The organism is Prevotella sp. TCVGH, assembly GCF_023522295.1.
Lineage (GTDB): Bacteria > Bacteroidota > Bacteroidia > Bacteroidales > Bacteroidaceae > Prevotella > Prevotella timonensis.
Map to the genome: position 1 here is coordinate 22,943 of NZ_QFFX01000025.1, position 14,564 is coordinate 37,506.

9 protein-coding genes and 1 pseudogene are annotated in these 14,564 nt (G+C 50.3%); 9 read left to right on the forward strand and 1 reads right to left on the reverse strand.

Annotation, left to right across the window (positions count from 1 at the left end; genetic code table 11):
- The first annotated feature begins 70 nt into the window (after positions 1 to 70).
- The 8 genes from DEM91_RS06440 (at position 71) to DEM91_RS06475 (ending at position 13,739) form a co-directional block, all read left to right on the forward strand.
- On the forward strand, positions 71 to 1,396 hold the full coding sequence (locus DEM91_RS06440; protein ID WP_249858357.1) for a TolC family protein: 1,326 nt from the start codon (positions 71 to 73) through the stop codon (positions 1,394 to 1,396).
- A complete protein-coding gene (locus DEM91_RS06445) occupies positions 1,381 to 2,634 on the forward strand; it encodes an efflux RND transporter periplasmic adaptor subunit (RefSeq protein ID WP_249858358.1) in 1,254 nt (417 codons plus the stop codon). The genes DEM91_RS06440 and DEM91_RS06445 overlap by 16 nt, the downstream gene beginning before the upstream one ends.
- Before the next feature lie 70 nt (positions 2,635 to 2,704).
- Positions 2,705 to 5,071 (forward strand): ABC transporter permease, encoded by a 2,367-nt coding sequence (locus DEM91_RS06450; RefSeq protein WP_195253017.1) that lies wholly within the window; start codon positions 2,705 to 2,707, stop codon positions 5,069 to 5,071.
- A 1-nt stretch (position 5,072) separates the two neighbouring features.
- Positions 5,073 to 7,418 carry an ABC transporter permease gene (locus DEM91_RS06455; RefSeq protein ID WP_195253018.1) on the forward strand — a complete coding sequence of 782 codons (2,346 nt, stop codon included), beginning with the start codon at positions 5,073 to 5,075 and terminating at the stop codon, positions 7,416 to 7,418.
- 55 nt (positions 7,419 to 7,473) lie between these two features.
- Entirely contained in the window at positions 7,474 to 9,861 is a 2,388-nt protein-coding gene (locus DEM91_RS06460; RefSeq protein ID WP_249858359.1) for an FtsX-like permease family protein, read from the forward strand.
- A 2-nt stretch (positions 9,862 to 9,863) separates the two neighbouring features.
- Positions 9,864 to 10,595, forward strand: coding sequence for a head GIN domain-containing protein (locus DEM91_RS06465; RefSeq protein WP_244904027.1), 732 nt, complete (start codon positions 9,864 to 9,866; stop codon positions 10,593 to 10,595).
- Between the two features lie 41 nt (positions 10,596 to 10,636).
- Entirely contained in the window at positions 10,637 to 13,009 is a 2,373-nt protein-coding gene (locus tag DEM91_RS06470) for an ABC transporter permease (RefSeq protein WP_249858360.1), read from the forward strand.
- A 67-nt stretch (positions 13,010 to 13,076) separates the two neighbouring features.
- Positions 13,077 to 13,739 (forward strand): ABC transporter ATP-binding protein, encoded by a 663-nt coding sequence (locus DEM91_RS06475; protein WP_004349712.1) that lies wholly within the window; start codon positions 13,077 to 13,079, stop codon positions 13,737 to 13,739.
- Between the two features lies 1 nt (position 13,740).
- Here DEM91_RS06475 and DEM91_RS06480 read toward each other — a convergent pair whose 3' ends face one another.
- Positions 13,741 to 13,980, reverse strand: a complete 240-nt coding sequence (locus tag DEM91_RS06480) for a hypothetical protein (protein ID WP_249858361.1) — start codon at positions 13,978 to 13,980, stop codon at positions 13,741 to 13,743.
- A gap of 225 nt (positions 13,981 to 14,205) precedes the next feature.
- Between DEM91_RS06480 and DEM91_RS12685 the strand changes: the two are divergent.
- Positions 14,206 to 14,433, forward strand: a pseudogene (locus tag DEM91_RS12685) (site-specific integrase); the annotation flags it as partial.
- Positions 14,434 to 14,564: the final 131 nt, after the last annotated feature.

The following is a 14,564-nucleotide window of genomic DNA, read 5'->3' on the forward strand; positions in this document are numbered from 1 at the left end:
GCTTTTTACGCAACGTGCAGATAGATAGTATGTTATGTTTCTGGCACGGCTTTGGCAACTGTTTAAGTGTATGAGAACAGCAATTACGATAATATTATTAGATTTGGCCGCTCTTCCGCTATTGGCGCAAGAGACTTGGACCATGAACCGCTGCATTCAGTATGCGGTGGAGCACAACAACGGAGTGCGCAAGCAGCGATTGGAGGTGCGACAGAGCAAGGTTGACGAGCACACGGCGAGACTCGACCTTCTGCCCACAGTGTCGGCACAGACCACGGCGCAGTATGCCTGGGGCCGTAACATCAACCCGGAAACCAACACCTACAACACCATCACCACCTTCAACAATTATTACAGCATTGGGGCAGAGGTACCATTGTTTGACGGAGGCCGTACCTGGAATGCCTTTCAGCAAGCGCGATTAGCGCGTGCCAAGAGTATGACGGTTCTGCAAAAGACAGCCGATGACAAGGCCATAGCCGTGATGGCGAAATTCGTGGAGGCGGTGTACAGCCAGCAGAGCATTGGCTTGGCACGGCGCAAATTGGCCGACAGTCAGGCGTTGCTTCGCAAGACCCGTGCGATGTTCGACCTTGGAGAGAAGTCGCGACCCGACGTGGCGCAGATGGAAAGCCAGGTGGCAGAGGACGATTACAACTTGCTGCACCAGCAGAACGCAGCCAGTTTGGCGTTGATGGCTTTGAAAGCGGAGATGAATTTTCCCGTAGGTGATTCGCTTGCTCTCGACACTCTGTTGACCGCGAGCCTGTCTGCTGCCGACGATGCCGAGAACCTTTATGCTGCTTTCCAAGCTGAATCACCGGAAGTGAGGACGGCAGCGTTCAATGTCAAGAACGCCCGCTACCATTATCTTATACAACGCGGACAGCTGTTGCCCGTCCTGGCATTGGGCGGAGGAATCAACACCAACTATTACCGCAATCTCTCGCAGGGCAGCAGTAAGACCGACAACTTCGGCAAACAGTTCAACAACAACATGGGCGAATATGTCTACCTTTCCCTGTCAATCCCCCTTTTCATGCCTTCGCGCTGGCGTGCCGCACGCAGGGCGAAAGCCGATTGGGAGGCAAGCAAGCTCGACTTGGAAGACGCGCGCCGCAAACTGCACGATGACATTGCGCAGGCGGTGCTCGATCGTGACGGCTATTCGCGCGAGCTCATGAAGATGGAACGGAAGACAGCGGCCGACTCCATAGCCTGGCACCTGGCGTCGCGCAAGTATGAGGAGGGCATGCTCTCGACATTCGACCTGCATACAGCGGCGCAAACCTTGCTCGACAGCCGCATCAAACTGCTGCAAATGCGGTTGATGCTTGAGATGAAACAACGATTGGTCAATTATTATAAAGGAATACGGACATGGACATTGAAATAAAACAAAAGAAGTTTTGGATACCCCGAAAGTATTGGACTTGGATAGGGGGAGGCGTTTTCGTGGTGACTGCTCTGCTGTGGTTGGCTCTGGGAAATTTCTCGTCAACACTGAAGGTCGACAGTCGGGGGCTCAGCATCGGCGACGTGAAGCAAGCGCAGTTTGACGACTATGTGAGCGTAGACGGCAATGTGGTGCCCATCCAGGTGGTGCAGATCTCGCCAGAAGAAGGCGGCGTAGTCATGGAGAGAGTGGCGGAGGAAGGTTCTCACGTCAGAAAGGGCGATGTCATTGTGAGGCTGAACAACAGCAATCTTGACCTTGAAATCCTCAATGCCGAGAGCGAACTGGCGGAGAAGCAGAACATGCTCCGCAACACGCAGATTACGATGGAACAGGACCGACTCAACAATCAGAACGAGGCGGCACAGCTGTCAATGGACGTGCAGGCCAAGAAGCGAACCTACAACCATCAGACAGCATTGCAGCAGGAACAGCTCAATAGCCGCGAGGAATATCTCAAAGCAAAGGAAGACTACGAACTGGCCGTGAAAAAGAATGAGCTGATTGCGCAACGACTCAAGAAAGATGCGCAGCTCCGTCGAGCGCAGATGGACCAGATGAACGACAATCTCTCGTCGATGAGGCGCAATGTGGAGCTGGTACGCCAGCGCAAGGAGCATCTCAACGTGCGTTCGCAAATCGACGGCGAGGTGGGACAGCTCAACATCGAATTAGGGCAGAGCATCTCTCCGGGACAGAAGATTGGTGTCATCAACGACCTTAGCGATTATAAAGTGGAGGCGCAGGTCGACGAGCATTACATCGATCGGGTGCACCAAGGGCTCACGGCGACTTTCGAACAGAACGGCAAGCACTATTCGCTCACCGTGCGCAAGGTGTACCCCGAGGTGAAAGACGGCAGGTTCAAGATAGATTTCGTGTTCAGCGGCAAGCGTCCAGCCAACATCCGAACGGGTCAGACCTATTATGTCGACCTGCAGTTGGGCGAGTCGAAACGGGCGGTGCTCATCCCCAAAGGAACGTTCTACAGCGTGACGGGCGGGCAATGGATCTTCGTACTTGACAAAGATGGCAAGAAAGCCTACCGTCGCAACATCCGCATCGGACGGCAGAATCCGCAGTATTACGAGGTGCTGGAAGGTCTTCAGCCCGGCGAGCGAGTCATCGTAAGCGGCTACGAAAGCTACAAAGACAACGAAATTTTGGTTTTGGAATAACAAGCAAAATGAATTGGCGCAGGAGCAATAAGCAACTCATATTGGTATCAAAATAACAAGCAAATAAGTCATGAAGCAACTATTCAATCTCAAATCCTATTTCACCTTCCTATCGAGGAACAAGGTGTACACCGCCATCAACGTGTTCGGACTGTCAATCAGCCTGATGTTCGTCATCATCATTGGCTTGTACACCCAACAGGAATACGCCGTCGATACTATGCACAGCAAGGCCGACCGTATCTATGCGCAGGGCTATGATATGGAGCACAACGGGCAGAAAGAAGCCAACACCGGCTCACACTGGTATATACAGAAGCACCTGAAACAGCGTTACCCAGAGATAGAAAGTAGTTGCGCTTTAGTTAGTTCCAATTTTAAATTGAATTTGCCCACCACCGAGAAAGTGATGAAACGTATTCTTTTCACGGATTCTACTTTCTATCGTATCTTCGATTTTGAGCTGGTTCGAGGCGATCGCAACCATGTGTTGGATGCAGTGAATAGCGCAGTGGTGACCGAGGAGACAGCCCGGCAGCTCTACGGCAATGTTGATCCGATAGGAAAGCCCTTGGTTTATTCCGATACCGTTCGCCTGGTCATTACGGGCGTGGCACGCAAGATGGAAGGCTCGAGCATTGACGGTGCCGACGTCATCGCACGCTTCGAGAACGTAAAGGGAATCAATCCGGGGATGACCAGCGAGTACATGAACAACGCTACGGGAGCGGAGTTGATGTTTCTGATGAAGCCCCATCATGATATCAGAACGAAAGGCAAGGACATCGACAAGTTCATGAAAGACGTAAACTGGTTGTACCAGATGCCCGGTGTCAAAACCAAGATGGTCTTTGTTCCGCTCAAGCAGCTTTATTTCTCAGAGATAGGAAGCTCTTCGGGAATAACATTGAGAGGTGACCGAAAACTCGTCAACATGCTGTTTGCGGTAGAAATCATGATCCTTCTGTTCTCCGTTTTCAACTATATCAACCTCACGGTGGCACAATCCGGCAGACGAGCAAGAGAGATGGCTACCCGACGTCTCTTTGGCAGTCAGCGAAAGCACATCATGGAAAGGCTGATATTGGAAAGCATTGTCATGTGTTTGTGTTCCCTGCTCATCGCCATTGGCTTGGCATTCGCGTTTGTAAAGTATGCCGACAAGTTGCTGGTAACCGAAATCAACATGGTTCACCTGTTCAGCCCAACCAATCTGCTCGTCATCTTTGCGTTCGTCTTAATGGTAGGCATACTGGCAGGTATGCTCCCCGCTGTATTCATTTCACGCTCGAAACCCATTGATGTGGTTCGTGGAACGTTTCGCACCCATGTGAAAATGGGATTCAGCAAACTGTTCATCATCTTGCAAAGCGCGGCAACCATCTTGTTGTTGGCTTGCTCGTTGACCATCGGTTTGCAGACCCACCATCTCTTATCGGCTCCGTTGGGCTACGACACCGACAACCTGATCAAAATCGAAAACCCTTCAGCTGACAGTGTGCCCATCGAACAATTCAAGTCACGTGTAGCTCATTTACCTTTTGTTAAGGGCATCACCGCTTGTCAAGGCATTCCGTTGGACAGAGGGAACAACCAGACCATGGAGATTAACGGGCGCACGCTCAGTTTCCAAATGTTTGGTGGCGATGAGAATTACTTCAAGGTGTTGGGGCTTCAACTTGTAAAAGATTATCACTTGGCATCCCAAAAAGGCATTTACGTCACCCAGCATACCCTTCAGGAAGTCGGCTTGAAACCCGACGCAAGATACATTGACCTGGGTTCTTCCGGGAAAAAGACTCCTATCAGAGGCGTGCTCAGAGACTTCCGGATTGGAAACATCACCAGCGAGATACATCCCATTGGCGTGTGGATCTACCATAAAGAAGTCTTACGTCCGTGGCATTTCGTGATAAAAATCACCGGCGATCCTATGGCGAGTTACGAGCAGATAAGAAAAATCTATAAAGAGGTGTTCAAAGAGGAAGTGGAAGCTGAAAAGCCTTTCGTGGACCAGCAACTGCAAATGTTCTTTAACAAAGAGATTCGTCTTTCAAAGATTGTCATGCTGTTTGCCTTTATTGCCATCGTCATCTCTCTGTTGGGGTTGATTGCCATGAGCCTGTATTTTATTCAACAACGCTATAAGGAAATCGCCGTGCACAAGGTGTTCGGAAGCAACAACCGGCAAATCCTCGTGAAGCTACTGCGCACATTCGCCGTCTATGTGTTGGTGGCATTTGCCATAGCCGTGCCTGTCATTCATTTCATCATGACGCATTGGCTCTCCACCTATAATTATCGCATCACGCTTTCACCGTGGATCTTTCTTGCTGCGGGCGCGGTATGTATGCTCCTCTCTCTGACGGCGGTATATTTCCAAAGCCGAATTGCCGCGAATGAGAATCCTGTAAACCATATCAAAGACAATCAATAAAATGAGACAGCTATTCAATCTCAAATCCTATTTCACCTTCCTCTCGAGGAACAAGGTGTACACCGCCATCAATGTGTTCGGACTGAGCATTAGCTTTGCCTTTGTCATCCTCATCGGCTTGTACTATCAGCACGAAACGGGCATCGATAAAAACATCACGAACGTGGATAGGCTCTATTTGTTGGGCTGTGATTTCAATTCCGACAAGATGAGCGGAACATCGCGCGAAATCATCAGAGTGCTGCAAAAGCAACTGCCACAAATAGAAAAAGGCTGTGCTTTCCACATCAACCGTGAACAACATGTGACGACCACCGACGAGGATAATGTGAAAGTGACCATGATGTACACCGACTCCACGTTCTACTCCATGTTCAATCAACCGCTTGCAGAAGGTGATGCTGCCACGGCTTTGAACGAACTGACCGACGTGGTGATTTCTCGGAAGTTGGCGCAGATGCTGTTCCGCAACGGCGATGCGATGGGCAAGGTGTTGACGGTAGAGAACCGGAAAGTGTATGTAAGGGGCATCTATGAGAACATGAGCGGAACCTCTTTCCCCAACTGTGACATTATTGGGCGGTACGAACTACTGCGCGAGCGTATACCTTGGCTCTTTAAGATTGACGGTAATTTCGGCAGTCCTGATGTGGTGTTGAGCTTGAGACCAGGCACAGATATCGGTGCATTGGAAAATAATGTTAACCACATCCTGACAAAGATATACAAAGAAAATTTCAAGATTGAATGCAAGTTCCGCCTGATACCATTCAGTGAGAGCTATTTTTCCGAATACTCTTCCAACGTATGTCAGCGCGGAAAGGGCGGCTTGGTTTATCTCATTTTCATTATCGGCATCATCATCTTGGTGTTCTCGGTGATGAACTACATCAACCTGACGGTCGCCCTGTCGGGCAATCGCTCCAAGGAAATGGCGACAAGAAGACTGTTGGGCAGCCGGAAGAGCGACATTCTCTGGCGATTAGTCATCGAAAGCGTGTGCCTTTGCTGCTGCTCAGTTGTTCTTTCCGTGTTGTTGGCATGGGCTTCCATTCCTTATACCTGCCAGTTGTTGGACACCCACATCACCATCGCCGAGCTGTTCAGCCCCATCAATCTGTTGTTGTTGGTAGGCATTGTGCTGGCAGTAGGTATATTGGCGGGTGTCCTGCCGGCGGTTATCCAGTCGCGCGTGAAACCCATCGACGTGGTTCGCGGCACCTTCCGCCGCCAGACCAAGATGCTGTTCAGCAAGGTGTTCATCGTGGTGCAAAACGCCATCACCATCATTTTCATTGCCGTAGCACTCATCGGCAGCTGCCAGATACGGCACCTCATCAATGCCCCGTTGGGCTATGACACCCAGGGCGTGATGGAAATCGGCGTTCCGCAGGATGCCCGCAAGGCCAATCTCTTTAAGAAAAACTTGCAACAACTGACACCTGTCAAGATGGTTTCCGTCTGCTTGTGCTCGCCCCTCTTGGGCGGATTCAACCAGATGGCTTACATTGGCAAGAAGGCAGTGCGCTGCCAACGCTTCTATGCGGACAAGGATTACCTGCCGTTGCTGGGCATCGAGGTGAAGAAGCAATTTGCGCAGGGCGATTCCGCTAAGCTCTTTGTGTCGCCCAACTTCCACTCGGTAATGCAGTTGAAACCTGATGAAAGGGCATTCCGCTATAATGAGACTTACGAGCGGGAACAAATCAACGGCATTCTGAATGATTTCCATCTTTACACCATTGATATGGACAATGCTGACGATCAGGTGACGGTGGTTTACCTGTTCGACCAAATCACGCACGACAACTTTGTGAGCAATGTGCTCATCAAGGTGGAGGGCGACGAGAAAGAAGCCTACCGACTGGTGCAGGAGACTTACAAGAAAGTTTATCATGAGGATTTGGCGCAGGAGTCGCCATACCTCAGTCAGAAGATAGCCGAGGTGTATAAGGAACAGACCCGCATCGTGCGCATCCTCACCATCTTCTCGTTCCTTGCCATTCTTATCTCGCTATTGGGACTTGTCGCCATGTCCACCTATTTCATTCAGCAGCGCAGCAAGGAGATTGCCATCCGCAAGGTGTTCGGCTCCACGAGCAACCGCATTCGCCGCGACCTCATCCGCACCTTCCTCCAATATGTGGCTGTCGCTTTCGTCATCAGCGTACCCATCATCTGGTATTTCGCAGGCGAATGGATCAGCCAATACAGTTACCGCATCGTGTGGTGGCCGTGGATTATCGTTGCCGGCATCCTCGTGCTACTCATCTCGTTCTGCGCTGTGGCCGTTCAGAGCTACATGGCAAGTAATGAGAACCCGGTAAAGAATATCAAACAAGAGTAGAGTAACGCCGGAAGGGGTAAGTTTCTCAGGTCTATTATCGAAAAAAAACGCAATTATGAAACAGCTATTCAATCTCAAATCTTATTTCACCTTCCTGTCAAGGAACAAGGTGTACACTGCCATCAACGTGTTCGGACTGAGCATCTCGCTCATGTTCGTGCTGCTCATCGGCGTTTATACCTGGCAGGAGAAGAGTGTCGACCGTCAACACAGCAAGGGCGACCGCATCTACGCGATGGGTCTCGACTTCTATGAAGACCATGAAAAGGAACTTGGATTCCACCATGCCATACTGAGTCGTTTCCGCAAGAATTATCCGGAAATAGAAAACACCTGTGGCTTTGTCGTCTCAGACATGCGGCTGCAAAAGGGAGATGAGTTCTACAAGGCAACGGTGTTGGAAACCGATTCCACCTTCTTCTCCATGTTCGACTTCAAACTCCTGCAGGGCGACAGGCAGACCTGTCTGAACGACCGGAACAACGTGGTCGTTACCAAGCGGTTTGCCAACAAATGGTTTGGCACGGAGGAAGTGCTCGGTCGCGAGATTACATGGAACGACAGCATTCGGTACCATGTCACCGGCGTGGTGGAGGATTTCGACAATACGCTCATCAACAAGAACGTGGAAATGATCATCGACTTCTCATGGGAACGGTATCACAACACGGCGAACATGGACGAGAGTTTCCCCAAGGCAGTGAATTTTTCGGGTGCAAGCATCTTCCTGCAAGTGAGAGAGGGTGCAAAGATGATGGGGCGAGAGAAAGAGTTCGGCAAATTCATTCACTCGTTCTGGCCTGATTTCGACAAGGTGCCCTTCTATTGCAGACCGTTCTTGGTGCCGCTGAACAAAATATATTTCTCTGGTTACGACAACTACAACGACAACTTGCGCATTGGAAACAGCCGACTGGTCAACTTGCTTTTCATTGTAGGCTTGGTGGTGCTGCTCTTTGCCATCATGAACTACATCAACCTCACGGTGGCGCAATCGGGCTATCGTGCTCGGGAGATGGCGGCACGACGTCTCTTCGGCGCAAAACGCAAGCACATCATCCTGCGGCTGATGATAGAAAGCTCAACGCTCTGTTTCATCTCCCTGTTGGTAGCAGTGTCGCTTGCGCTGGCTTTCGCTCCAATGACTGGTCGCTTGCTCAGCACCACCATGGACATGCGTGTGCTCGCAACGCCTGCCGTCATCGGTCTGTTGCTTGCCTTCACGCTGCTCGTTGGCTTCATCTCGGGCATCATCCCCGCCTATGTCTTGTCGAAAGCCAAACCCATCGAGGTGGTGAGGGGAACCTTCCGGCACCGCACGAAGATGGTGCTGGGCAGGGTGTTCATCGTGGTTCAGAACATCATCACCATCGTGATGCTCGCCTGTGCCACCATCATGTCGCTGCAAATGCTGCACCTTGTGAACGCTCCATTGGGTTTCAACACGAAGAACCTGATTTGCCTCTATCAAGGAGATGCTTTCAGCAGCACGAACTTCCCGGTATTCCTCAACAAGGTGAAGCAGGTTTCGGGAGTGAAATTAGTGTCCTGTTCTGATGGAACCCCGCAGGACGGTGGCAACAACAATACGGTGACGGGAAAGGACAAGGTCTATTCTTTCCAAATGCTTATCGGCGACCCCAACTACATGAAAGTATATGGACTGTCGCTAAAACATGACAACCACGTGGGACATCGACCCGTAATTTATCTCAATGACCAGGCAGTGGGTGATTTGAAGATGAAGCCCACGGACAGTCACATGAGTGATTTTTACAAACAAACAAAATTCTTTCTTTTCCCGGATGATGCGGCGTTTGGCGGCATTCTCAACGATTTCCGACTGCGCAACATCACGGAGACCAAAGTATATCCGCTGTTGCTCTGCATCAAGGACAAGGTGGAGAACCCATGGAACGTTACGATTCAGTTTGAGGGAAATCCCGCTAAAACATACAAGGAGATACAGCGCATATATAAAGAGGTGTTCCATGAGGAGCTAAACCAGGCACATCCGTTCGTTGACAAGAGCATTGAATCGGTGTTTGAGTCGGAGTTGAGACTTTCAAAGATTATCGCCCTCTTTGCTTTCATCGCCATCGTCATCTCGCTGTTGGGGCTTGTCGCCATGTCCACCTATTTCATTCAGCAGCGCAGCAAGGAGATTGCCATCCGGAAAGTGTTTGGCTCCACGAGCAACCGAATCCGCCGAGATCTCATCCGCACCTTCCTTCAATACGTGGGCGTTGCTTTCATTATCAGCGTACCCATCATCTGGTATATTATCAACGAATGGATCAGCTGGTACAGTTACCGCATCGTGTGGTGGCCGTGGATTATCGTTGCCGGCATCCTCGTGCTGCTTATCTCGTTCTGCGCTGTGGCCATTCAGAGCTACATGGCCAGCAACGAAAACCCTGTAAATAACATTAAACAAGAATAAATATGAAAAAGAAAATCTTTTTTTGCATGACAGCTGTCCTTGTCTTGCTGTCATCATGTATCGTTGTACAAGCCAACTCATACGAGGCTGCCAATGACGAAAGCAGAGCTTACACGCTGAGAGATTTCTCGGCAATCGAAGTCTCCGGAGCCATCCATGTAGAGTTTGTGCAGAGTAACAATCAAAACTACCGTGTAAAGGCGGTAGGTTCGCCCAGCATGTTGCCGAAGTTGCAGATGGAAGTGCGCAATCGTGTGCTGACCATCAAGCAAAAGTCTGACCCTGGCTTTCATTCAGGCAATCATCACCTCACGGTTTATGTACAGGCACCCAACTTGCAGTCGGTCAAAGCTTCCGGTGCGTGTGATGTGCTCATTCGGTCGCTCAATGCCTCGGCAGTGCGGTTGGAGGCACGCGGTTCGAGTGATATCAAGGTCAATCAGCTGACGGCCAATAGCTTGGAAGTCCGGTTGCAGGGTTCTTCCGATGCTCGTCTGGCTGGCAAAGTGTCGAAAGCCGTATATACCTGTTCCGGTTCTTCCGATGTGAGAGCCTACGATCTCAAGGCGAAAGACGTGTCGGTCACATGCTCAGGCTCGTCGGATGTCTATTGCTTCGCCACCCGTTCCGTCAGTGCCAAAGCCTCTGGCTCGAGCGACATCCGCATCAAGGGCAACCCCGTCCAGCGACAATTGGACAAATCAGGGTCTTCGGATATTCACGTATTACATTAATCATCTATACTATGTTGCATCTTATCCAACAGTCTTGCCGCATGGCTTGGCGCAATCTCTTCCGCCGCAGGCAACACAATGTGGCCAAGATTCTCTGTTTGGCACTCGGATTGAGTGTCAGTGCGGTTATCATTGCCGAGATTTATTACGAACAGACTTTCGACCAGTGTTATCCCGATTACGACCGTATCTGCCGTGTGACCGAGGGCTTCAAGATGAAGGCACAGGAGTTCACGGAGGGCTTTCAAACGTCGGGCGGCGTGGCACCGATGATGAAACGAACCATTCCACAGGTGGAACTGGCTACGCGCACCAATCCAAATGTGACCGATGGAGAGGTGGAAACTGATGACAAAGTACGTGTCCGCGCCGATGTCTACTTTGCCGACAGCTGCTTCTTCCGCATGTTTCCGGCCCGCATCCTTGAGGGTGATGCCGACCGGGCACTCACGGAACCGTTCTGTTGTGTGGTGAATCGCTCGACGGCAGAGCGCTTGGGCGGCAACGTTGTGGGTCGGCATATTCAGTCGAAAGAAATGTCGGGCCTGAAGCTGACCATCGTGGGCGTCTACGAGGATTATCCTCACAACTCAACGTTCCACAACTATGATGTGATCGGTTCAATGAAGACGCAGAAGAATTTTAGCTACGACGGTCAGGATAATCTGGTCGGTAACGACCGTTACATCAGTTTCGTACGTCTCAGGAAAGGTGTCTCTCCCGATTCGTTGAAGCCCCTTATACACCGCATGATACAGACGCATTATCCCGTCAAGGAGCTGCAACAGTCCGGCACGTGGCTCACTTACAAGGTCACCCCCATATCTCGCTATTACACGGAGGCGGACAATGTGCGCCAGATGTTCTGGATTCTGTCGCTCCTGGTCATCATCCTGCTTTCGGTCTCGATACTCAACTACGTGCTGATTGTGGTGGGCAATTTGGTCAGTCGTGCCCGTGAGATGGCGGTAAGAAAATGCTATGGTGCCGGCCGAGGAGCCGTCTACAGCATCACCTTCAGCGAAGTGTGCCTGCATCTCGTGCTTGCTCTCATATTAGGAGCAGCTCTGTTGTGGGCTTGCCATGGCACAATCGAACAGTTGTTGTCGGCTCCGCTCTCTGTGTTGGTATTCAACCGTGGTGCGTGGATTTTGCTTTTGATTGTGTTGATGGTGCTTCTCGTGGGTGGTATCGTACCCGGATGGCTTTACAACCGCATGCCCGTGACCATTGCATTTCATGGCTATGTCGAGGCCCGACGTCGCTGGAAGGTGGCGCTCCTGGGGCTTGAGTTTGCCATGGTGAGCTTCCTTTTAGGTCTGCTTTTCATTGTGAGCATGCAGTATAGGCATACGGTTGGCTTTGACTTAGGCTATCAGTGTGCCGGTCTCGCGTCTGTTAACATCACCGCGCTACAGCCCGATGAACGGCAGACGGCATACGACGAGGTAGGCCGTATGAGCGGCGTGCGTCAGGTGTCGGCCTGCAATACGTTTCCTTTCTATGGTATGAGTGGTAACAACGTAACTGTTCCTGGTGAAGAATCACAGCTGTTCAATATCGCCGATCTCTTCACTGTCGCCGACCATTACTTTGATATGCTGCAGATTCCTGTTGTTGCCGGCCGTGTCTTCGCATCGGGCAGCGACAGTCTCAGGCAAGTAATGGTGAGTCAGGACTTTGCCTCTATGATGAAAAAACTGCGCGGATGGGACGACGTGGTGGGTCGGAAGGTGATTATTAGTGAGCATAGCGGCAACGAAAACAAAGACTTACTGACCATCGTAGGCGTCTATCGTGACATTCATCTGGGCAGTGCAGAGAACAATGGGAGGGACAGACCCTCTGTGATTTTCTACGGACGTGCGGCCAACTGGATGAACAATTACCTGCTGATACAGCTGGACGATTTCAGCGTAGAGAAGCTGACAGACATCCAGACGCGGCTTCAGCGTTTCTTTCCGGGCAAAACAATCATGGTCGAGAGTGTGGAGAACCTCAAGAACATGCAGTATGTTGCGACCCGCAACTTCCGAAACGGCGTGATGACAGTTGGCATCGTGGTGCTTTTCATCGCGCTGATGGGACTTATTGGTTATGTCAGCGATGAGGTGAACCGTCGTCACAAGGAAATCGCCATCCGCAAGGTGAACGGGGCGTGTGTGGGCGACGTGATGCGTATTTTCCAGCTGAACATCCTTCGCACAGCCATTCCAGCCGTGCTGATTGGGGCTGTCGGTGCCTACTGGGTAGCCGCACAGTGGCTACAGCTCTATGACAACCGCATCGCGTTGACGGTGTGGCCGTTCCTCGTGACAATCGTCCTCGTGCTGCTCATCATCGTTACCGTTGTGGCAATCAACTGCTGGCGCGTGGCCAACAGCAACCCGGTGGTGTATCTGAAACAAGAGTAAGAAAGGAACATCCGATTGACCGGACTTCAAATCATAAAACATATAAAAACCATAATATTTTAAGAATATGATTAAAGTAGAAAATTTAAGCAAATCGTTCCGTACGGAAGAAGTGGAGACCATTGCGCTCAACAATGTGTCGTTCCAAGTAGAAGACAAGGAGTTTGTTGCCATCATGGGGCCTTCGGGCTGTGGCAAGTCAACTCTGCTCAACATCCTCGGGCTGCTCGACAATCCCACGGGCGGCAAGTATTGGTTAGGCGACAAGGAAGTGTCGGCGCTGAAGGAGAAAGATCGCACCGATGTGCGCAAGGGAGAGATAGGGTTCGTGTTCCAGAGTTTTAACCTCATCGACGAGCTCAACGTGGAAGAGAATATCGAACTGCCCCTGACATACCTTGGCATGTCGAAGGCCGAGCGCAAGCAGAAAGTGAAGGACATCATGAAGCGCATGGGCATCAGTCATCGCGCCAAGCACTTCCCTCACCAGCTATCGGGCGGTCAGCAGCAGCGTGTGGCCATCGCCAGAGCCGTGGTGTTTGGCCCGAAACTGATACTAGCCGATGAGCCGACAGGTAATCTCGACTCGAAAAATGGTGCCGAGGTGATGGGCTTACTCACCGAACTCAATCGCGAGGGAACCACCATCGTCATGGTTACTCACAACGAGCATGACGCCTCCATCGCCCATCGCATCGTGCGACTGTTCGACGGACAGATCGTTGGTTGATTCAGGAGCAAAGCGTAAGCAAGCCAGGTGGCTCGGCGAGCTGCTTTTGCAGAACGTGCTTACGCTTTGCCCCTATGGCTTTTTCGGCAAGCATGCGTATCTTCTGTGGGCAACGAATCCATTGTTTTTGTCTTATTATTTTACCAAAAAACGGCCATCTAAAATCTTCAAAATAGAAAAAATCAATAGGCAAACGAACTGCAAAAATGGGCTGATTTTCACAAAATAAACGTCTTTTCAAGCTAAAACATTGATTTTACGTTGCTAAATAGTTCTCAAAATATATTTAATTGAAAATAAAGAAGTTACCTTGTTATGTAGACTAAATAGGTAACGATTTGGAAACGAGCGAATTGCTTTTAGTCGCAAGTTTCTGCATTGACAAAGAACACTTGTTATTCTATTTGCAAAGATAATCATTTGCTTTGAATAACAAGCGTTTTTGATAAAGATTTCTCTCTTTCGCTTCGTCTTCTCTTGTTTTCAGGTTTGGAAATCTATAGTCTCTGCAATCTCAGAAAGGAAAACATTGTTTTGGAAGAAGGAGAACTTTGCATCAAGGGCAGACAGTATGAAGGCTAAGACTCCATACTGTCTCCTGGGTGGGCGATATATATATTAGGAAAGCAAGCTGGTTTTGTCTTTGACGTGACGACTAACTAACATTATCCACAACGGCATGTATCACACACAGTGAAACATTTGCTTGCCCCCTGCAGATCTTTCATTGCTTTAACCATAGTCTAATTAGGGTCTGCTGAATTATTATCTCTTCACAGACAGAGGGTAGCAGACGTAGACCCTCATAGTGACGATAATGATGAA